This is a genomic window from Paenibacillus sp. P4_A7, from assembly GCF_056402455.1.
This window is the reverse complement of sequence record NZ_JBFUHJ010000074.1, coordinates 1-20,711: the sequence shown is the minus strand read 5'-3', so window position 1 is coordinate 20,711 and position 20,711 is coordinate 1. Positions and strand designations below refer to the sequence as shown.

Here is a 20,711-nt window from a genome sequence, read left to right as displayed (position 1 = left end):
CTCTAGTAGAAAGAGATATCTATTCATTTTCCAATATATATTTGCAGGACCAAGATGGAGTAAAACGCTGTACATCGGGTTTTGTAGCTTGTTTGGGGGACGGGATAAGCAAGGATGGATGGGATTGGCTCTTAAAACGCTGGAACCTCGGGTATGAGGGTCTAGCTAAACGGGTTATAGGAGCTAGCTTTGTTTGGTCTGACGAAGTGCTGCACCGTTCATTAGTAGATTATGCCGAAACACGCAGCTGGCCTGTGCATAAATTTGTAACGGAATTGATCGAGCGCGGCGCGCCAATACAATGTGTTGTAAATGTAAATCAACTGAAGAAGACTGATGGCACCATATTCGTGGCCAATGTACATTTATTACCGGAACACGAGCTCCAGCAGGTGCTCTCCTATCAAAATGGGTCGTCCGTTCTAGTAGGTGGGATGTCGGAGCGGATTTCGCATGAGAGGGAGAGTATCGGTTTGAATGGGGCATGCGAGCTGAACCAGCTCTTTTGTGTGGTGCGTGATGCAAACGGCACAGTGCTGAGCACATTTGTGGAGGAAACGGATTCGAATAGTCTATCGGGTACGCAGGACGATCTTTCTAAAATTAACGATTCATTATCTTGGATAACTGGCCTTTATTTCAATCCGGTATCTGACAGCTTTCTTACTAGATGTATACGGGTGTTGGTAGATTCTGCAGGATCTCCGAAAGTAACCAAACATTCGGAGCATATCCGAACTACCGTATTGGAAATGGAGGATGGAATATGGAGGATTCTCATAAGAAATCTCCATATGAACTACAAACGGGCGCATATCGATGTAGGTCGGCCCATTGCAAGTATGAACATTTTGACTGATTTTCCAGGTATACCGATCAAGCCAAAGGATTCAAATTTTAATTTAATCGTTCCAGGGCGTGGCATGGTCATAGTGGAAATTAGCTTTAATGACTAACAAATTATATAGGTAGGTACCTCAAACAAGAGGAAGGTGAATAAGTTGTCCGTTATGACAGTAACAGGGAAGGTGAGTGCGGACAGTCTGGGTTTAGTGCTGCCGCATGAACACGCTTTCATTGAATTGCGAAATCTGGTACCTGCACCACATACGATTTCAGGTAAGGTACTGGCCCAAGAAAAGGTGAGCATGTCCAATTTAGGCAGGCTGCAGCGGAATCCGTACGCCGTGTTTGACAATGCGGTGCTTGATGATGAAAAGGTCATGGAGTGGGAGATCCTGCAATTTAAAAAAGCCGGAGGCATGACATTTGTCGATCTAACATTACGTGATATCGGAAGAGACCCCGTCCTGCTTGCCCGATTATCAAGGGCGCTCGATATCAAAATCATTGCTGGCTGCGGCTACTACATTAAAGCCTCCCATCCACCGGATATGGACGATAAGACGATCGAAGGTATTGCCGCAGAAATGCTCCATGAAATTAAACATGGGATCGATGGAACAGCTATCAAAGCAGGTGTTATTGGCGAAATTGGGACCAGCGAAATCATCTATCCGAATGAAAAAAAGACGCTGATCGCAGCTGCTATCACGCAGAAGGAAACCGGGCTTGGCCTTCATGTGCACACAGATCTATGGGCAACCAACGGATATGAAGTGGTGAAGATACTTACTGAACATGGAGCTGCGCCTGAGAAAATATGCATTAACCATATTGATGTCGATATCAAGCTGGACTATATAAAGGATCTACTTAACCAAGGAGTCTATGTGGAATTTGATAATTTTGGGAAGGAATTCTATTCCGATAAGAGACATAGAAGTGTCCTCAAAGGTCTTTTTGCGAGAGATATTGAGCGGGTTAGAGCAATTAAAGAATTGATCAACCATGGATATCTTACGAGAATACTACTATCCAACGATATTTGCCTGAAAACATGCTTGCACAGCTATGGCGGCTGGGGTTATGACCATATGATTACAAACATCATCCCGATGATGGAGGATGAGGGATTCACATCGGAGCAAATCGAAACCTTGATGGTACACAATCCCGCAGCCTTTTTGGATGATGGAAAAGATTAATGAGATGAGGTGTCCGATGAAAATTATTGATTGTAACTGTGCCATCGGCTATAAAACTGTCAATTATGAGGTTGTTAACCATGAGAATTTCCTGGTTAAAGAAAAGGTCAAGCAAGCTCGCAATGCCGAGGAGCTGCTGACCGAGCTGGATTTCTGCGGAATCGAGCAAGCAATTGTTTATCATAACACGATGATCGATGTGGATCCTGGCTATGGCAATCAGAACATTCTTACCGATGTAGACAAAGCACCTGACAGACTGATCCCAACCTGGACGATTCTGCCGCCGATTACGGAAACTGAATTTTCAGCGGAAAATCTGTTTAAAAGGATGAAGGTATCCAAGGTCATGATGTTAAGAGCTTATCCCGAGCGAAACCGTTACCTATTAAATGCGGTAACGATGGGTGAGCTACTGCAAGAAATTGAAGCTGCCCATATCCCCTTATACTTATCCCCGAGCGCAGGATGGGAAGTCATTTACAATGTGCTCAAAGAGTATCCTGAGCTGACTGTCATTATTAATAACTATGGGTTATGGAGCCATGATCGATTCCTGTACCCTCTCTTCAAAGCCTACAAAAATGTGTATATCGAAAGTGGTGATATGCAGACGGCAGGCGAAATTAAGGACATTTGCAATAAATTCGGTTCGGAAAAAATATTGTTTGGCTCTGATTTCCCTAGTAATGGTATAGGTGGCCCGCTCGCAACCTTAGTGGGTGCTGACATTACACGAGAGGAAATCGAAAATATTGCCCATAAAAATGTGGAAAGAATGTGGAGCGAGGTGAAGCTATGAGCCGAATCCGGATGACCAATAAATCAAAGCTGGCTGAAGAGTTTATGGAAACAGGAAGGTTAAGCAGCCTCTCCATTATCGATATGCACACGCATATGGGTCCTTTCTATGGAACTTATTTGCCGGAAGCAGATCTGACACGGATGCTTCAAACGATGGACCGGGAGAATATCGAATGTATCATTTCCGCACCACACAGCGCTTTATTCGACCCGATTGGGGGAAACACGGAAATTATTGCAGCAATGAAACAATATCAAGGCAGAATATACGGCTACTACACGTTTAATCCGAATTACGAGCATGATTTGGACCGTGATCTAGCAAACTTTGATCAAGTAGAAGGTTATGTTGGCTTTAAGTTTTTGCCCGATTATCACAAGTACCCGCTCAACGGTGAGAAGTTCACCAAAATCTATGAATTTGCCAACGAACGGGGACTGCTGCTGCTTTCACATACTTGGGGACATAGTCTCTACAATCCCCCGCAAATGGTGGCGGAATTAGCGCGTAAATACCCCAATATCAAATTTCTACTCGGTCACTCCGCACCGGGAGAAACCGACTATGCGATTGAAATAGCCAGCCGCTTGCCGAATGTTTACTTGGAGCTGTGTGATACGGGTCGTTTAAATGGGATGGTGCAAAAGATGGTAAGGGGGGCATCCTCCGAGAAGGTTTTATTCGGTACAGATTTTCCTTGGTATGACCCACATTACATGCTTGGAAGTGTGTTATTCTCTGGAATCGATGATCAGGATATACAAAATATTATTCATCATAATGCGATCCGCTTGCTAAATAGAAAGGAACATACCAATCATGAGTGAAATGATAGAATCTTTTGAAACCGCTAAAGGGAATGTGTTCGGGGATTTGCTAACTACAAGAGTGCAGGATAAAGAGCTGAAGATCGGGCTGCTCACAGTCGGTTTTTTTGAATATTGGCGGATGTTTCCGGATTCCTTGAAGGAAAACGTTACAGCAGATATGACCTGCATATTCGATAATCTTCAGAAACACTTGAATCATAAAAATGTCATTTGGCCCGGAATCATTGACACACTCGATTCTGCTGATGAAGCGGGGAAAGTGTTAGCACTTGAACAGGTTGATCTTATTGTATATGTAGCCGGCACCTACTGTCCCGATTATATGGCGATCCAGGCATTGGAGCATATACGTCATGTACCGGTCATTCTTTTTAATACGCAGCATGACAATGCGATTAATCTCAAAACCAATTATGAGAATATTTTGCGGAATAGCGGATTGATCGCTAATCTCCAGCTGGCTGCAACATTTAGGAAAATGGGCTGGTATACAGACTTAAAGGTTGTGGTTGGATCGATCAATGATGAATCTGCTTACGAGGAAATGAGCCGATATATCCGTGCATATAAGGCGTATGTAAGTCTGAAAACGACCAATATAGGTGTCATTGGACATGTATTTAGAGGCATGTATGACTTTGAATATGATAAAACGATGATTAAAGGCACCCTTGGACCCAATGTCATATCCATTCAAGTCGATCATTTGCTCGAACAATTCAGCAAAGTAACGGATGAGGAGATCAAGGATATTGCAGAAAACACCAGGAGCCGGTTCAGTATTGTCGGGCTTCAGGATGAGGATATCTACAAATCGTCTAAGTTTTATGTTGCGTTGAAGAACACGATTGAACGGTTCAGATTGGATGCATTAACCCTTCTAGGTCAGCATTATGTGGAGGAGAAGACAGGAACGACCTCCTATTTGGCCAACACTCTTATGCATGAAGAGGGCAAATATGTGGTCAATACCGAGGGGGATATCCATGGTTTGATTATGATGATCCTTCTAAATAAACTCAGTGGCAAAACCCCGGCATACGCAGAGTGGGGAGAATACGACGAGCAGTTGAACGCAATCCTGATGGTCCATCATGGTTATGCAAATACGGAATATGCGACAGACATGAACACGGTGAAGGTTAATCGCTCTCCGGAGCAGTGGGGACTTAAAGGCAAAGGATTTGGGTTTGAATATACGCTGAAAGCGGGTGTAGTCACTGTAGCCCATATCATCATCGATGCAGACGGATACAAAATGCTGATTGTGAAAGGCAATGCACTTCATATTCCAGAGAACATCCCATGTGAAGAAATTACGGCAGTCATTCAATTTGAAACACCGGTTAAACAGTTTCTCAAAGTATTGATCAAAGAGGGCTTTGCTCATCATTGCATCATCGGATATGGAGATTTTACCGAGGAATTAGCGACGATTGCTGATTTCATGAAGATTCGAAAAGTAATTTACTAAGGTAAATTGATGATTTATTAACGTAGAACGGGAGGCCTATAATCATGTTTGAAATTCCAAGCGAAGAGTTCGTTGCACGAGCTGAAAAGCTGAAGGTGCTCATGCTAGAAAAAGATATTCAGACGATCTTAGTATACGGAGATGAATATAGAAAAGAAAATTTACGGTACATCAGCAATTACTGGCCTTTATTTGAAAGAGGGGCAGCAGTTGTTCCTTTAGTAGGCGAGCCCTTTGTTATTGCAGCACCGGAAGGTGAAATGTTTTGCCGTGAAATGAGTGCATGGAAGGATGTTCGGCTGATTCCTGAATTTGCTTGTGTAACTGTACCGGATAAGATTGAATACCCTTTTGCCCACTATACAAGCTTGAAAGTAATATGCAGCGRTCTTAAGGATTCGAATAGACTGGAAAGATTGGGGATCGTTGGCTTGGATGCCATGCCGGAAGCTTTATTGCGAGAAATTACACAAAGCTTTGCTGGCGTAGAAATCGTTGATGCCGGTGATCTATTATTTCAACTTCGTATGACCAAATCGAATCGGGAAATTGCCTGCTTGCAGGAAGCAGCAAGAATTGCCGATGCGGGATACAAGCTGATGATTGAACAGGTGAAGCCTGGCATGACGGAGCTAGAGCTGGCGTCGTTGGCATATGGAGAATGCACCAAGCAAGGAGCGGAAAGCATCCCCTTCTGTCTTCTCACAAGCGGTGAACGGGTCAATACGATTATCGGGAGAGCATCGCGAAAAGTGATTCAAAACGGTGAGATGATCATGGCAGCTATTGCGGTGCAGGTGGAAGGCTATGTGGCCACTCTAGGCTTCCCTTTTGTTGYAGGTGACATGAGTGCTGAGCAAAAAGCCTTTATAACGCTGCTTGTTGAAGCAGAAGAGCTTGTATTATCCAAGCTGAAAGCAGGTGCGAAACAGGGTGAATTGGTAAGTACGGTCAAAGCTTTTTTTGCAGCGCAAGGCGTTACCCAATATGACCTTTACCCACCTTTGCACGGCTGTGGTTTAGCCGAGGCTGAGTCACCATATCCAGATGAGCATTCAACCTCGACGTTCAAGGCAGGAATGACAGTAAATACGGATGTAAGTCTTTTTGGACATCCTCACGGTTCAAACCGGATTGAAGAAAGCTTGCTTGTAACTGAAACAGGATATGAATCGATGTCAAAGCTAGTCAGGCAATTAAGTAAAACGTGGAGAGAACAGGAGATCATTTCACTTGTTTAATAGGAGGCATACATGGATAAGCAGGGTGCGAAAAACTGGTATATCATTGACGGTTATTTGCCGTACAAAGGGAAAGTCGAGCATGAGAATTTTGAAGGCCACGAAGCTATCATGATTTTAAACTGCCATGATGAAGAAGCGGAGATTTTCATGGACATTTACTATGAAGATAGGGAGCCTGACGCGAATATAAAGATTGTTGTGCAGGCCAGAAGAGTCAAATGTATTCGGATGGATCATCCAGATGAAATTGGCGGTATTCAGTTGGACCGGCAGCTCCAATATTCACTACGTTTTAGAAGCAGCATTGAAGTGATTATTCAGTATGGCAGAATGGATATTGCCCAGCCGAATTTGGCTTATATTGGGATGATGGGGTACTCGGAATAATTTACAGCAGTTAAATGAAGGTGTTTGGGAGAGGAAGGTGTGTATGAAGTGGACTCATAATCGATTGGATATCGTACGGCCGGGGCTATTTGGCATGACGGTTGCGGCCGACAGCAGGCGAATGGAATTCGATGCGAAAAACGAAATACTGATGTACCATCAGACTCCTGTCGATTATGTGTTTATAGGTGACTCCATCACCCACATGTGGGAGCTGCAGGCGTATTTCAAACATTCTGGATGGTTTATTGCCAATCGGGGTATTGGCGGGGATACGACGGAGTATGTTTTGAAACGATTCGAAGCCGATGTCCTGCAGCTTAAGCCGAAGGTTGTCGTTATCATGATCGGCATCAATAATACAGGGGGATTAGACGAGTGGAATGAAATTGTTCGCAAGCATCCGGATGATTTATATAAGGAAATTACATGGGATATCGAACAAATGTTGATTCACGCCATTGACGCGAATATTACCCCTGTACTTTGTTCTATTCTACCAACCTGCACAACTATGAGCACCACGACCGCTGTCCGTAACGAAACTATTGTCCGCATTAATTCAGAGCTGCGCCAAATCGCGAACAATCGGAATGCTATTTTTGTGGATTACCATAGTAAGATGACTTTACCAGATGGGCTTGCCATGCGGGAGGAGCTCGTCTTCGACGGCATTCATCCCAACGTTCGCGGTTATAATGTCATGGCTCAAGTATTACAGGAGACGCTTAACGACCTATATGATTTTTAACAGTAGATATCGAGCTCAGCACTTCCCGAGAACTAAGAGCTGCTTATAACTATCTTGCTCCCTCAGCATATGACTCTTAATCTGAAATGATATTCATGCTACCCTCATCTTTTAGAATGAGAGTGAGTGAGCATTTTACATAGATGGAGTAGTGAATCAATAATATGMTGGAGGGATAATTGATGGGTAAGTTAGTAGCTAAGACAAGAGGGATAATAGTAAGAATGATGTGTTTGGTGATGATATTCAGCATTCTGCCCGTTCTACCATCATATGCAGAACGCCACGAGTCGAGATAAGATAATCCATGACAAAAGTGACAAAGGCGGAAAATTTGGGAATAGCAGGTAACCCATTTGTAGATAGTGATCAAATATCTGCTTGGGCCGTGGAATACGTCCAATACGCTTTTGTTGAGGGATTGATGAAGGGGACTGGAAATAACCGATTTAATCCGGCAGCATCTGCCACCCGTGCGGACATTGCACAAGCTCTTTACAATCTATTAAATCATAATTGATAGAGGTGAGATGCATGCCTGAATCAGTGGATAGTGTGGATTTCTTGAAATTGGACCCTAATATGAGGTTATCTGAACATAACGAGGCCGATCTACAGTGGCTATCGCCATGTGTTTCACCATTCCGGGTTAGCGGATTTGCCTGGCTTTTAGAAGAAGGGAAATATCGGAGGTTGCCCGTTTCTCCCACATTTCCCATTCGCGAGGCCGTGGATGAATTGGCGAATTGTACGGCGGGAGGTCAAATTCATTTTCAGACGAATTCGTCCAAATTGTCTCTTCGTATCAAGCTCTCTGGTCCGGCGAATTTTTATCATATGCCAGCTACCGGACAATGCGGGTTTGACTGCTATATCGGACAGTTCGGGCAGCAAGTGTATTTCTCAACAACACAATTTGACCATACACAAAGCAACTACGAATGCATCCTATTTGAATCGTTGGATCGTCAAATGAGGAATGTCGTACTGAATTTCCCCTTATATCAGGGGGTAAAAGAAATATCGATCGGATTCGATCAAGATGCAGAAGTGATCGCCTCTCCACCGTATCATAGCGACAAGAGAATTATTGTATATGGAACATCCATTACTCAAGGAGGCTGCGCATCAAGGCCGGGGATGAGCTATACGAACATCCTGAGTCGTAGATTACCTTATGAATTTATTAATCTTGGATTTTCCGGAAATGGTAAAGGAGAACCGGAATTGGCGCATATCATTGCAAGCATTGATAATCCGGGATTATTGGTTCTCGATTATGAAGCCAATGTTACGGTAGAAGAATATAAGACAACGCTGGCTGATTTTATTCGAATATACCGAGAGCACCACTCTGATGTACCGATCTTAGTTGTTTCTAAAATACAATACAGCGTGGAACATATAAACAAGGAAGCCATGCGTAATCGTTTGGAACTTAAATCACTGGCGGAGAAGACGGTTAAGAAACTCAGAGAAGAGGGTGATATGAATATCACTTTCATGGAAGGAGATAATCTGCTCGGCGAACATGATTTGTTCGAATGCACGGTCGACGGTATTCACCCGACTGACCTCGGCTTTCTCAGGATGGCTGATGGATTGACTCCGAAATTAACTCAACTCATCCGTAACTAGTGATGTAATAGTAAAGAGGGGTGCTGAACCCCTCTTTTTTGTTTGCAATAATGGAGCTAATTGTGCTTTTTTAACTCTTCTTCGGTTGAAGTCTTCTAATACATCTGGCAGCCTGGAGGCGAGGTTAAATTAGTTTCACATTCTGAAACTAGCGAGTTGCGTGATGGTATTTGAGACGATTTAGTTTCAGAATATGCAGCTACAACATCGGAAAGAGGGTGCAGATCGAGTTAACCCGGCGATTAAGTTCAGATCCTGAAACTAACTGGCAGCTGACCCTTCAGCGATCTCATTTAACTTCAAAAGTTGAAACTACGCGGGTATAATGCTCATGCGTGTTACCGAGTACTCTGTATCTGATAGTTGCAAAGCCGCACAAGGTTTATTTGCTCATTCGCTTTATTCGTTGCTTCTATTATATGCTTGCGCATTTCTGTTTCACTTATTTTTGCCCAATCCTCATTATCATTTCTATAAGAATAAATAATCCCCCGTGAAGATGATATAAGTGCTCCATTGCCATTTTCATCAAAAAACACTTTCAAATCCTCTGCTTTTCCTCCTTGCGCCCCAAACCCAGGAACAAGAAATATCGAATGAGGCAGTAATTTTCGTATCTTCTTAGCATCTTCAGGATAGGTAGCTCCAACAACGGCACCAATAAATGAGTAATTGCTAGTCCCTTTTGTTTCCTGCGCTAATTTGGTCAAGTCTTCTGCTAATTTAAAGTAGAGCAATTCACCGTTTTCTAATTTGAGGTCTTGTATTTCATGCGATGAAGGATTAGAGGTTTTAAGCAGCACAAAGATCCCTTTATTATTATCTTTGGCAACTTCAACGAAAGGCATATAGCCGTCGCTGCCCAAGAATGGATTTACTGTAACCATATCCCCTGACATTGGCCCATTCGTTAAAAAGGCATGTGCATAGGCGAGTGATGTTGAGCCAATATCTCCTCTTTTGGCATCGTTGATAACAATTAGCTCTTTGGAACGTGCATAGCTGATCGTTCTTTCTAATGCTCTAATTCCATAGCTTCCGTAAACCTCATAATAAGCGAGCTGTGGTTTGACAGCTACAACATACTCAGCAACAGCATCAATCACTATTTTATTGAATTCATAAATGGCTTCAGCAATGGATTCATTAGAAGAGGTGTGTACATCTTTTAGTAAAAAGTTTGGAAAATACGTGATGTCAGGGTCTAATCCGACCACTAACACACTCTTTTTCTTTATACTTACGTCTATTAATATATCTGCGAAATTATCCAAACTAATCCCCCCTAGCATTTTATTCCATCGTTAAGTATAAGCTAGGGAATTATCCCTAGCAATGAAAGAATGGAATGAGTTCTCAGTTGAAACGAAAATAATACGCGTCAATCCCTCATATATATTAGATACATGAAGGGGGATCAGAACATGTGGATTATCATTTTAATGCTAGTCGGATGTCTGTGTGGTTTTTTTCTATTCAAAAAAAACACATTGGCCGTTACTCATGAGCCATATCAKGGTTTACGTAAACTGTCCATTATCATTCCTGCTAGAAATGAAGAATGTAATCTGCCTCATCTGCTCGAATCCCTCAAGGCACAAACCATTCAACCCTTCGAAATTATTGTTGTAGATGATTTCTCTGATGATCGGACTAAAAATATAGCTGAAAGCTATGGAGTCACAGTTATTGCTAACAGCAGCTTGCCTCAGGGATGGACGGGTAAGAGCTGGGCTGTTTGGAATGGATATTTACAGGCATCAGGCGATGTCTTTGCTTTATTGGATGCGGATATAAGACTCGCGCCTAACGCGCTGGAAACATTATTGAAAGCGAGGGAACGATCGAAGGGTGTCATTTCAGTTGTTCCTTTTCACCATACAGAAAAGCTGTATGAAAAGCTCGCTCTGATCTTAAATATGCTGGGTATATTCGCGTTTACATCCGTTTTTGAAAGAAATAACCCTAAGAAAGGTCTGTATGGTTCCTGTATTCTGGCCCTAAGGGAGGATTACGAAAAAATTAATGGTCATGAAAGCATTAAGTCTGAAGTGCTGGATGATTTATTTCTAGGATCGAAATTTGTTGCAGCTGGTATCCGAGTTACCAATTTTATTGGATATGACTTGGTTTCGTTCCGTATGTACCCGCAAGGAATACGAAGTGAGATAGAAGGCTTTAGTAAGGGAGCGGTCTTAAGCACTTCCACACTGAGCCCATGGACGATTGTCCCTATAGCCATTTGGGTGGTGGGACTCCTGGCGTCGGAAACCGTGCTTATTTTTGCGAACACTTCATGGGCAGTGCCTTTGTTCATCGGTTATCTCATGTACATGGTGCAGTTGTTTTATTTCATTAAATATGTAGGTGTGTTTGGGATCGTAATTCCTGTTCTACATTTTCTTGCTTCCTTATTCTTCGTTGTAATTATGCTTTATTCGTTGTACCAGGTCGTTGTTCTAGGGCAAGTAAGATGGAAAGGAAGGAACGTCCGAGTGGGGGGCAAGGGTGATCTATGATCATTTTGATGACTGCGGGCTCGTTTCTGTCGGGTTCTCTTATGTTTTCATATTGGCTCAGTCTAGTGGGTAAAAAGAATCTAAAAGCCGTTGGCGATGGTAATCCGGGTGCCATGAATCTATGGAAGGCATCAGGCTATAAACTCGGTATTGCCGGTATTTTATTGGATTTTCTAAAAGGGTATGTTCCCGTTATTTTGTTTATCGGGAGCCATTATGCGCAAGGTTATTACATCGTTCCGTTGGCCATTGCTCCCGTTGCTGGTCATGCCTTTACTCCATTTCTTAAAGGGAAGGGAGGAAAGGCCATTGCTGTAACCTTCGGAGTGTGGAGTGCGTTGACAGTGTTCGAGGCTTCTTTGGCTTATGCTGTAATTTTAGCGTTAATGTTGGCTGTGATCCGCTTGTTATATAAAGGAAAACCAAAATCGTCTGAATCGGATGGCTTGCAGGTTGTAAGTGGTATGCTGCTCCTTTTCGTTTACTTGTATATGAGGATGTTCTCTGCTGCTATTCTTTGGATTTGGTTTGGGAATTTCGTGATCCTAGTGTATACCCACAGATTTGAACTGGCTGCTGGGTGGAGAAGATTGTTCAACAGAGGAGTATAGCCATAGGCAAATATGTTTGTCAAAAAACAAGCCATTCCTTAGGGGAGTGGCTTGTTTTTCATGAAAATTTTTTGTGTGAAAAGCTACGTTATTTAGCAGCGTCTACTGCCTGCTTTTCAATAGCCGCAATAGTTGAATTGATACGGCGGATGACTTCGGGATCAAATTTATGATTACGATCGTAAGTAAGGAGGCCATTCACTTCCTGTTCGATATCGTAGAGCTGTGTGTAGCAAAATGCGCAGATATATGGATTTTCCAACAACGCTAACGTTAAGCCTTCATAACGAGAAAGGAATTCTTCCTCCGTCTTCGGACGGTCGCCATAGCCCCAGCTCTTCTGATCGGCTTGACCAGGATTCCACCAAATGCCGCCGTACTCGCTAACAAAGTAAGGTTGCCCTTCGTATTTCTGACGGTCAGGGAAGGTAACAAACCGCTCCCCTCCACTACGCATCGATTCGTAACTTTTGGCAAACTTCTCCGGATTCTGCTCATAATCATGTATATCGAAAATATCTGTGATGACATGGAAGTTACCGCTTGTGTCAATGACCGGGCGAGTAGCATCCAGTAATTTGGTCACTTGATAAGTGATGCGCAGCACCTCATCATTTTGGCGAGTTCCCTGTGGGCCATCCCAGGTTTCATTGAACGGGCACCAGCCCACTAAAGCAGGGCTATTATAATCACGGTTCACAATTTCAATCCACTCCGGTAAAAATTGTTGAAGCCCTTGTGCTGTCGAAATATCGAGTCCCCAGTTCGCGTGTTCACCCCATACGATGTAACCCAATTGGTCAGCCCAGTACAAAAAGCGGGCTTCAAACACTTTCTCATGCAAGCGGGCGCCGTTGAAGCCAAGACTCATAGACAATTCAATGTCTCTTTTTAAATCCTCATCCGTAGGAGCCGTGTAAATACCTTCTGGATAAAAGCCTTGATCCAGCACCAATCGCTGGAAAACGGGTTTACCGTTTATGAGAATCGCATTGTTATCCCATTTCACAGAGCGAAGGCCGAAGTAGCTTTCTACCGTATCAATTATTTTCTCATTATTCTGGATGGATAGTGATAGATCGTAGAGGTTTGGTGAACCAATTTCCCATAAATGACTTTCTGAGAGATTTACGATTAAACGTGCTTGCTTTCCATTCACTACAGCGGCCTGTAGGCCAACTTTTTTACCATCGAATGATGCTTCTACAGTAAATGTTAAACCATCAGCACCAATAAATTCACCCTCAACATGCAGGGAGTGGTTGTCAGGATCCGGAGTCAATTTGAAGGATTGAATATACTGCTGCGGTACGGACTCGAGCCATACGGTCTGCCAGATTCCCGTGGTTCTCGTATAATCACATCCATTTGAATGATACATACCAGATTGTTTGCCGCGAGGCTGCAGACCGGAACGAGCATCATCTTCTGCACATACGGTCAACACGTTGATACCGGTTTGGATCAGGTGAGTGATATCTAACGAAAATGAAGAATAGCCACCGCGATGCGTACCGGCAGAAATACCGTTCACCCACACCTCAGTTTCGTAATCAACCGCACCGAAATGAATGAGGATACGACTGCTATTCCATTCGGAAGGAATTTCTATTTCCTTGCGATACCAGACAGCACGCATGAAATCTTTGTACGCAATGCCGGACAGCTTGCTCTCCGGACAGAAAGGAACTGATATTTTATCTTGTAAGCTAGAAGCCTCAAACAAATTGCGATGTTTTCCGCTCTTACCATGATCGATTTCAAATTCCCACTCGCCGTTAAGGTTAAGCCACTCGGAGCGAACCATTTGCGGGCGCGGATACTCTGGACGCGGGATAGATTGTTTAGTTATGGTCACAATAACCCTCCTCAAAACAATGGTTAATAAAAAAGTTAATTAAATAATCCGTTAATAAAGATATTTGACTCAAAAACAGTATATAAAATGGTTATTAGGTTGTCAATAAGCCCTTGACAATAGATGATTGTGTTATATAATTAACTAAAATGTTAATTATTAAATTAATGAATCTTAAAAACTCAAACAGAAAACCCGAAAGACGGGCAACTTTTTTCAAAGTGTCTATCTTTCGGGTCATATGATTTTACTCTATCCATTGTCTTGGGCCGATAACATGAAATAATTTATTGTTATCAGCATTTAACGCATGAATTATTCGCTGAATAGTGAAGTTGAGGGAGTTGAAGATCGTTCTTTTTACAAGTGAATACAAAATGGTGCATATCATTGTCGGGATCATAGTAGATCCCAGTCAGTCTCTCCGCCGTAACATCTAAGCCTGTTTCCTCTAACACTTCCCTCTTAGCAGTATCCTCCGTAGATTCATTTTTTTCGGACTAGAGTTCTTCCATTTGCTGCCTAGATTGTGTAAATGTTTTACTATAGAATTAGTTGTAAAAAATGTGTGGTGAATGACTCTGTTTAAGCTATTGTTAATTGAAGATGATACGACGCTTTTTAAAGAGATCAAAGAACGATTATCGCTTTGGTCCTATGATGTGTATGGTATTCACGATTTTAGTAAGGTGATTCAAGAATTCACAGCTATTCAGCCTGACTTAGTCGTGATTGACATTCAATTACCCAAATTTGATGGTTTTCATTGGTGCAGACTCATTCGAGCTAACTCCAACATCCCGATTATATTTTTATCCTCACGCGACCACCCTACTGATATCGTCATGTCTATGCAGCTTGGTGCCGATGATTTTATCCAAAAACCTTTTCATTTCGATGTGTTAATTGCAAAGGTGCAAGCCATTCTTCGTCGCGTCTATAATTACAATTCGGAGAAAAACGAGCTCAAAACATGGTGCGGTGCAGCTGTCGATTATGAGAGAAATACAGTGATGAATGCTGAAGGAACCATAGAGCTTACAAAAAATGAAGTATACATACTCAAGCTGCTAATTGATAAAAAAAATAAAATTGTAAACCGTGACGAAATCATTAACCACTTGTGGGATGACAAGCGGTTCATTAGCGACAATACGCTTACCGTCAACGTTAACCGTCTACGCAAAAAGCTCGATGAGCTAGGCTTGGGCGCCAACATTGAAACAAAAGTAGGACAAGGCTATATGGCTATTGAGGAGGCGAATGGCTATGATTAAACGATATCTAATCGAAAGACGCAGCTGGATCGCTTTATTTCTATTCATGCAGCTATTAGTTATCTTTGTATCTTTTATGGATTCAGCGGTCCCGCTCACTTCCATGCTCTATATCGTCTTTTTATCCGTAATCATCTTTATTCTATTTTTTTTTATTCGCTACCACATAGAGACGAAGTTTTACAAAAGTCTAGAAGAGCAAAATGAAAATCTCGATTTATCGAGAATAAGCATGCCAGATAGTCCGTTTGAACAAATCATTGAAACCTGTATGACAAACCAAGTCCAATTTTCAAAGCAGGCTTCGTCACAAAATCTGATGACTTTGGAGCAGGAAAAGGATGACTTGCTTGCTTGGATTCATGAAGTGAAAACACCTTTAACAGCCATGCGTTTAATGATTGACCGTTTGGATGATGACACGATGAAATCAAATTTGACATATGAATGGCTGCGAATCCATCATCTGCTTGACCAACAGCTCCATCAAAGACGAATTCTATTTATTGAAAATGATTTGTTTATGGAGAACACCGATTTAGAAACGGTCATATTCAATGAAATCAAAACGCTGCAATCCTGGTGCATTCAGAAAGGGATCGGCTTTGATATCGAATTAGAAGCAGCTACCGTTGTAAGTGATGCCAAATGGGTCGCCTTTATTATTAGGCAACTGCTAACTAACGCTGTGAAATATAGTGAAGCCACGGATATTACGATTACTAGTTATAAGCACGCTGATCAGACTATTCTTAAGGTGCAAGATTGCGGTCGAGGCATTGACCCTAGAGATTTGCCACGTATTTTTGATAAAGGCTTCACATCAACTACGATGCATCGAGACACCGCCGCTACTGGGGTGGGCTTATATTTGGCCAAAAAAGCAGCTTTGTCTTTGTTCATCCATATTCATGTGGAATCCATACTCGGTGAAGGCACGACAGTTACACTCTCTTTTCCGCAAAAAAATGAATTTGTTCGAATTACAAGCGTGTGACAATAATGTCACATGCTTTTATATTTTGTTCGGACAATCGAAGGATAAACAGAACGGACCCTTTTATAATAAAGCTAACGAGAAAAGGGAGTGTGTCGATATGGTAATTCTTGAAGCAAATAAAATCCACAAAATTTATGGTAACAAATTCAACAAACATGAAGTGTTAAAAGGTTTGGATATTCGGATTGAAAAGGGCGAATTCGTGAGCATCATGGGATCTTCAGGCTCAGGGAAAACGACATTACTCAACGTTCTGTCATCGATCGATCATATTAGTAGCGGCACCATTACAATTGAAGGAAAAGAAATTTCCCGCTTGAAAGAGAAGCAGCTGGCTGAATTTCGGAAAAGTCATTTGGGGTTTGTGTTTCAAGAGTATAACCTGCTTGACACATTGACGGTTAAGGAAAACATTCTTTTACCCTTATCCATTACAAAGACGCCGAAAAAAGAAGTCGAGCTGCGGTTCCAAACTCTTGCGAACGAGCTCGGTATTTATGAACTAAAAGATAAGTATCCAAACGAAATTTCAGGCGGACAAAAACAACGTACCTCCGCGGCACGAGCGTTCATCCATGAACCGAGCATTATTTTTGCTGACGAGCCGACCGGCGCACTTGATTCCAAATCCGCTTCCGACTTATTGAATAAACTAAGTGATTTAAATCAAAAGCTGAAATCTACGATCGTTATGGTCACTCATGACCCAGTTGCAGCAAGCTATTGCAGCAGAGTTATATTTATCAAAGACGGTCAAATCTTCACACAGCTAAATAAAGGCGAAGAAACAAGACAAGCTTTCTTTAGCGACATCATGAAAACACAGAGTGTTTTGGGCGGGGTGCAAAATGAGCATTAATCATCTCATGTTCCGAAATCTGCGAAAAAATCTGAAAAACTATTATCTTTATGTTTTTGCTTTAGTTTTCAGTGCCGCACTATATTTCGCGTTTGTCACCCTGCAATTTGACCCTTCTATGGATGAAGCAAAAGGGTCCATTAAAGGAGCAGCTGCCATCAAAGCAGCGTCTGTCATTCTTGTGGCTATCGTTTCTATATTTCTGTTATACGCCAATAACATCTTTATCAAACGACGCAGCAAAGAGATTGGCTTATTTCAACTCATTGGAATGACCAAACATAAAATCTTTCGTATTCTAACCGCAGAGAACTTTATTCTCTATTTCGGATCATTAGTACTCGGCATATTTGCAGGATTTTCCGTATCAAAAATGCTTATTATGATGTTATTTAATACGATTGGCGTCAATGCCATAGCAGAGCTTCATTTTTCAACGAATGCTTTAATTCAAACACTCATTGTGTTTTCTGTGATCTATCTCTTTATTATGCTTATGAATTATAGGTTCATCAAAAGACAAACGATATTATCTTTATTCAAAGCTACTTCTGTAACAGAAGGAAGAGTCAAGAAGATGTCGTTCCTCGAAATGCTGATGGGCATAATCGGAATGGCATTGATCGCTTTAGGCTATTATGTTTCCTCGAAGCTTTTTGGCGGGGACTTCGTTTCAATGGTTGAGCTATTCGCAGCGATGGTATTTATATTGGGCTCCGTTATTATTGGTACTTACTTGTTCTATAAAGGGTCTGTCAGCTTTATATTTAATATGATTCGGAAGAAAAAGAATGGCCATCTATCGATTAATGATGTCATGTCTTTATCCTCCATTATGTTCCGAATGAAATCAAATGCGGTATTGTTAACTATTATTACAACGGTATCGGCGCTTGCAATTGGTCTGTTATGTCTAAGCTATATTTCCTATTATTCAGCGGAAGCATCGGCCAAACGCTATGTCCCTGCTGATTTCTCGATTACAAACCTACAAGATGCAGACAAATTCAAAGCCAGATTAACGGATAAAAACTTGCCGTATACCGAAAAAATAATTGAGGTACTACAAGCCGATATCAATATAAAGAGCATTCTGAAAACGCAAATGGAAGGAATGAACTTTGATCCGACTGTTGTTACTTCAGCCGTCATTAGTGAACAAGCCTTCGAGAACATGAATTTATCCGCAGACGAAGCCCTTCTCACAAAATCAGGCGGCGTACTGACAAAATTTATGGAAATAAAAAAAGCTGGCCCGATTGAGCTTAAAGGTAAGAGTGAAGTTATTCCGCAATCATATAAAGAGACAAATCGAGAGTCACCGGTTTCAGGATTTTTCACGAGCGGCGGCATGCCCGTTGCCATTGTCGACGAAACGATTTTTAATCGTTTGAAACAAGATTTGAATCCTGCTATCCAGAAAAAATCTTCTGTTTATGTTGGAATTGAGATGAAAGATAAAGCAAATGTGGAAGAAGCGAATGCAATTTTTCGTGAAATAGGGTTTAACACTATTAATGCTTACGATTCTCAAATTGCAATGCGCGACCATCAGAAGCTTAACATGGGGCTAATTATGTTTATCGTTGGTTTTCTCGGATTAACCTTCCTCATCACATCTGGTTGTATTCTTGATTTTAAACAAATGGATGAAAGTGAAGAAGAGAAGTCCAGCTATACCATTCTCAGAAAGCTAGGCTTCACACAGGTAGATTTGCTAAAAGGTATTCAAACGAAGCAGCTGTTTAATTTCGGAATACCATTGATCGTTGGCCTGCTTCATAGCTATTTCGCCGTCCAATCTGGCTGGTTTTTATTCGGATCAGAGCTTTATGCACCTATGATTATTGTCATGGTGCTATACACGGCATTGTACTCGATTTTCGGAATACTCTCTGTTTTTTATTACAAAAAAGTAATCAAAGATTCGCTTTAATGGATAAAAGCGAGCACCCCAGTACAAGGTACTGGGGTGCTTTGTATTTTTTTTACATAAAAACGTCTAAACCTCATAAATTTATTTAACTTAAATATCATCGGCTTATTCTCCTCATGAGCAGCTCGACCGGGCCTCTTTTCATCCACTTTCTCCACATATGCGAAAAGAATATAGCGACTACGAAATAAGCGCATCCATATGCGATTGCAAAAGGTAGACTTCCATTTTCCAAATAATCGATTGCCTCTAGAAAACCCAAGCCGATGACTACATGCCCGATATAATGAGATAAAGATAGCTGTCCGGTGTTGATAATCGCCCGTGTGATAAGAGAATTCTCGAATTTATTAACTACATATACACTGACCGCGATGAAGGCTACTGCCGAACACGAGCCAGAGAGCACATAAAGTGCCGTGGGCGGTATTGGTTTCGTCGTAAAGAGATAAGTTGCTGAATCTATATCCAGTACAGGTGAAGTCCATTTGATCAGGCAATAGGATATTATCTCCAAAATTACAGTCCCAGACAACGAATAGAGCAGAACCTTAGGTTGGTTTTCCTTATCGAGCCAACGCTTTCTACCGATCCACATACCGAATAGAAAAAAACATACCCAGGGAAAAATCGGATGGAATCCATTAAAAACAAGATTTCGAATAAAACCATTTATCGTCCAAAAGTCCGTATATTCGTGAAAGCTAGTATCCCAACCTTTGCTATAGTCAAAGATGATCAAACAGAACTGTGATAGGAACAGAATAACCGCAGACAGACCGAGTATTTTGTTATCGGAAACGGTAATCAAAGCGGAAGCCACAAGCATGAACACGGCGTAATAGTGTAGGATGTCAGCACTCCAGCCGGTAAGCAGTAAGAGAATACCAGCTATAAGTAAAAATATAGATCGTCGGTAAAAGCTATGACGGTTTTGACGAATGATATCCTTGTCCATCGTACTTCTTGCTTTTGCAGTCATTAAGGATATTCCGATGCCTGCCAGTACAACAAACAAAGCAGATGCTCGCCCTTCAAACAGACCCGCTATTGCTCTCAGCCATGCTGCCCCGTCATTTTCTGCAGACATTGCAAGCTTATAGTTAACGATAATCATCCCGAAAATAGCCCAGGCCCGTGCATAATCAAGCGCAGTTATACGCTGCGTCAAATGACTCATTTCACGGAGTCCCCCTTCAGAATAGTGACGACCGTTTTCGTCCATATCTCTTCATAACGATACACTAATCCGTAGTTGATGAAATTATCCATACTATCAATGATCATAGTTAGCATTTGTGCATTAATCAGCTCATCTCTATCATCGATAGCCCCAATTGAAACCCCGTGACGCAGAAGCTGAGCAAATCCGATTGTAAATCCGTCCAAACTCTCAACCAATTTTTGAGTATATTTTGGATTTCGATATCCAAGCGCTTGGTACTGATTCATTATGCGAGAGTAATAGATATCC

19 protein-coding genes and 2 pseudogenes are annotated in these 20,711 nt (G+C 41.9%); 16 read left to right on the top strand and 5 right to left on the bottom strand.

Features of this window, described 5'->3' with window-relative positions; genetic code table 11:
- The 10 genes from AC1DWN_RS12610 to AC1DWN_RS12565 form a co-directional block, all read left to right on the top strand.
- Positions 1-956, top strand: a 956-nt coding sequence (locus AC1DWN_RS12610; RefSeq protein ID WP_477559246.1) for a hypothetical protein, incomplete at its 5' end; no start/stop codon positions are given.
- A gap of 54 nt (positions 957-1,010) precedes the next feature.
- Positions 1,011-2,048: a phosphotriesterase family protein gene (locus AC1DWN_RS12605; protein ID WP_477559248.1), complete on the top strand. Its 1,038-nt coding sequence runs from the start codon at positions 1,011-1,013 to the stop codon at positions 2,046-2,048.
- A 16-nt stretch (positions 2,049-2,064) separates the two neighbouring features.
- Positions 2,065-2,850, top strand: a complete 786-nt coding sequence (locus AC1DWN_RS12600; RefSeq protein WP_477559245.1) for an amidohydrolase family protein — start codon at positions 2,065-2,067, stop codon at positions 2,848-2,850.
- The gene (locus AC1DWN_RS12595) at positions 2,847-3,680 is read left to right on the top strand and encodes an amidohydrolase family protein (RefSeq protein ID WP_477559244.1); all 834 of its coding nucleotides are present in this window, start codon (positions 2,847-2,849) and stop codon (positions 3,678-3,680) included. Before AC1DWN_RS12600 ends, AC1DWN_RS12595 begins: the two co-directional genes overlap by 4 nt.
- Positions 3,673-5,157: a hypothetical protein gene (locus AC1DWN_RS12590; protein ID WP_477559243.1), complete on the top strand. Its 1,485-nt coding sequence runs from the start codon at positions 3,673-3,675 to the stop codon at positions 5,155-5,157. Before AC1DWN_RS12595 ends, AC1DWN_RS12590 begins: the two co-directional genes overlap by 8 nt.
- 44 nt (positions 5,158-5,201) lie before the next feature.
- Entirely contained in the window at positions 5,202-6,398 is a 1,197-nt protein-coding gene (locus tag AC1DWN_RS12585) for a M24 family metallopeptidase (RefSeq protein ID WP_477559242.1), read from the top strand.
- A 12-nt stretch (positions 6,399-6,410) separates the two neighbouring features.
- Positions 6,411-6,788, top strand: a complete 378-nt coding sequence (locus AC1DWN_RS12580) for a sensory rhodopsin transducer (RefSeq protein WP_477559241.1) — start codon at positions 6,411-6,413, stop codon at positions 6,786-6,788.
- 43 nt (positions 6,789-6,831) lie between these two features.
- Positions 6,832-7,539, top strand: coding sequence for an SGNH/GDSL hydrolase family protein (locus tag AC1DWN_RS12575; RefSeq protein ID WP_477559240.1), 708 nt, complete (start codon positions 6,832-6,834; stop codon positions 7,537-7,539).
- Between the two features lie 307 nt (positions 7,540-7,846).
- The gene (locus AC1DWN_RS12570; protein ID WP_477559239.1) at positions 7,847-8,059 is read left to right on the top strand and encodes an S-layer homology domain-containing protein; all 213 of its coding nucleotides are present in this window, start codon (positions 7,847-7,849) and stop codon (positions 8,057-8,059) included.
- Positions 8,060-8,073: 14 nt separating this feature from the next.
- A complete protein-coding gene (locus AC1DWN_RS12565) occupies positions 8,074-9,177 on the top strand; it encodes an SGNH/GDSL hydrolase family protein (RefSeq protein ID WP_477559238.1) in 1,104 nt (367 codons plus the stop codon).
- 338 nt (positions 9,178-9,515) lie between these two features.
- On the opposite strand, the gene pyrF is transcribed toward AC1DWN_RS12565, so the two are convergent.
- Complete coding sequence (gene pyrF / locus AC1DWN_RS12560; protein WP_477559237.1) at positions 9,516-10,451, bottom strand: orotidine-5'-phosphate decarboxylase; 936 nt, start codon at positions 10,449-10,451, stop codon at positions 9,516-9,518.
- A gap of 150 nt (positions 10,452-10,601) precedes the next feature.
- Between pyrF and AC1DWN_RS12555 the strand changes: the two genes are divergently transcribed.
- Both AC1DWN_RS12555 and AC1DWN_RS12550 read left to right on the top strand, forming a co-directional pair.
- Entirely contained in the window at positions 10,602-11,696 is a 1,095-nt protein-coding gene (locus AC1DWN_RS12555) for a glycosyltransferase family 2 protein (RefSeq protein WP_477559236.1), read from the top strand.
- Entirely contained in the window at positions 11,693-12,307 is a 615-nt protein-coding gene (locus AC1DWN_RS12550; protein ID WP_477559235.1) for a glycerol-3-phosphate acyltransferase, read from the top strand. The genes AC1DWN_RS12555 and AC1DWN_RS12550 overlap by 4 nt, the downstream gene beginning before the upstream one ends.
- An 88-nt stretch (positions 12,308-12,395) precedes the next feature.
- Here AC1DWN_RS12550 and AC1DWN_RS12545 read toward each other — a convergent pair whose 3' ends face one another.
- Both AC1DWN_RS12545 and AC1DWN_RS12540 read right to left on the bottom strand, forming a co-directional pair.
- Positions 12,396-14,165 carry a glycoside hydrolase family 2 protein gene (locus AC1DWN_RS12545; RefSeq protein WP_477559234.1) on the bottom strand — a complete coding sequence of 590 codons (1,770 nt, stop codon included), beginning with the start codon at positions 14,163-14,165 and terminating at the stop codon, positions 12,396-12,398.
- A 296-nt stretch (positions 14,166-14,461) separates the two neighbouring features.
- Positions 14,462-14,650 (bottom strand): annotated as a pseudogene (locus AC1DWN_RS12540) (NUDIX hydrolase); the annotation flags it as partial.
- Positions 14,651-14,746: 96 nt separating this feature from the next.
- Between AC1DWN_RS12540 and AC1DWN_RS12535 the strand changes: the two are divergent.
- The 4 genes from AC1DWN_RS12535 to AC1DWN_RS12520 all read left to right on the top strand — a co-directional run bounded on the left by AC1DWN_RS12535 (position 14,747) and on the right by AC1DWN_RS12520 (position 19,237).
- On the top strand, positions 14,747-15,442 hold the full coding sequence (locus tag AC1DWN_RS12535; protein WP_477559247.1) for a response regulator transcription factor: 696 nt from the start codon (positions 14,747-14,749) through the stop codon (positions 15,440-15,442).
- Positions 15,435-16,439, top strand: a complete 1,005-nt coding sequence (locus tag AC1DWN_RS12530; RefSeq protein ID WP_477559233.1) for a sensor histidine kinase — start codon at positions 15,435-15,437, stop codon at positions 16,437-16,439. The genes AC1DWN_RS12535 and AC1DWN_RS12530 overlap by 8 nt, the downstream gene beginning before the upstream one ends.
- Before the next feature lie 100 nt (positions 16,440-16,539).
- Positions 16,540-17,301 carry an ABC transporter ATP-binding protein gene (locus tag AC1DWN_RS12525; RefSeq protein WP_477559232.1) on the top strand — a complete coding sequence of 254 codons (762 nt, stop codon included), beginning with the start codon at positions 16,540-16,542 and terminating at the stop codon, positions 17,299-17,301.
- On the top strand, positions 17,291-19,237 hold the full coding sequence (locus AC1DWN_RS12520; protein ID WP_477559231.1) for an ABC transporter permease: 1,947 nt from the start codon (positions 17,291-17,293) through the stop codon (positions 19,235-19,237). The genes AC1DWN_RS12525 and AC1DWN_RS12520 overlap by 11 nt, the downstream gene beginning before the upstream one ends.
- 97 nt (positions 19,238-19,334) lie before the next feature.
- On the opposite strand, the gene AC1DWN_RS12515 is transcribed toward AC1DWN_RS12520, so the two are convergent.
- Both AC1DWN_RS12515 and AC1DWN_RS12510 read right to left on the bottom strand, forming a co-directional pair.
- On the bottom strand, positions 19,335-20,417 hold the full coding sequence (locus tag AC1DWN_RS12515) for a DUF418 domain-containing protein (protein ID WP_477559230.1): 1,083 nt from the start codon (positions 20,415-20,417) through the stop codon (positions 19,335-19,337).
- Positions 20,414-20,711, bottom strand: a pseudogene (locus AC1DWN_RS12510) (TetR/AcrR family transcriptional regulator); the annotation flags it as partial. The pseudogene AC1DWN_RS12510 and the gene AC1DWN_RS12515, both read right to left, overlap by 4 nt.

Coding starts and splice junctions, on each gene's coding strand:
- AC1DWN_RS12575 (WP_477559240.1), top strand. CDS start 6,832: ATGAAGTGGACTCATAATCGATTGGATATCGTACGGCCGGGGCTATTT.
- AC1DWN_RS12570 (WP_477559239.1), top strand. CDS start 7,847: ATGACAAAAGTGACAAAGGCGGAAAATTTGGGAATAGCAGGTAACCCA.
- AC1DWN_RS12595 (WP_477559244.1), top strand. CDS start 2,847: ATGAGCCGAATCCGGATGACCAATAAATCAAAGCTGGCTGAAGAGTTT.
- AC1DWN_RS12580 (WP_477559241.1), top strand. CDS start 6,411: ATGGATAAGCAGGGTGCGAAAAACTGGTATATCATTGACGGTTATTTG.
- AC1DWN_RS12600 (WP_477559245.1), top strand. CDS start 2,065: ATGAAAATTATTGATTGTAACTGTGCCATCGGCTATAAAACTGTCAAT.
- AC1DWN_RS12605 (WP_477559248.1), top strand. CDS start 1,011: ATGACAGTAACAGGGAAGGTGAGTGCGGACAGTCTGGGTTTAGTGCTG.
- AC1DWN_RS12520 (WP_477559231.1), top strand. CDS start 17,291: ATGAGCATTAATCATCTCATGTTCCGAAATCTGCGAAAAAATCTGAAA.
- AC1DWN_RS12530 (WP_477559233.1), top strand. CDS start 15,435: ATGATTAAACGATATCTAATCGAAAGACGCAGCTGGATCGCTTTATTT.
- AC1DWN_RS12550 (WP_477559235.1), top strand. CDS start 11,693: ATGATCATTTTGATGACTGCGGGCTCGTTTCTGTCGGGTTCTCTTATG.
- AC1DWN_RS12525 (WP_477559232.1), top strand. CDS start 16,540: ATGGTAATTCTTGAAGCAAATAAAATCCACAAAATTTATGGTAACAAA.
- AC1DWN_RS12565 (WP_477559238.1), top strand. CDS start 8,074: ATGCCTGAATCAGTGGATAGTGTGGATTTCTTGAAATTGGACCCTAAT.
- AC1DWN_RS12590 (WP_477559243.1), top strand. CDS start 3,673: ATGAGTGAAATGATAGAATCTTTTGAAACCGCTAAAGGGAATGTGTTC.
- AC1DWN_RS12515 (WP_477559230.1), bottom strand. CDS start 20,417: ATGAGTCATTTGACGCAGCGTATAACTGCGCTTGATTATGCACGGGCC.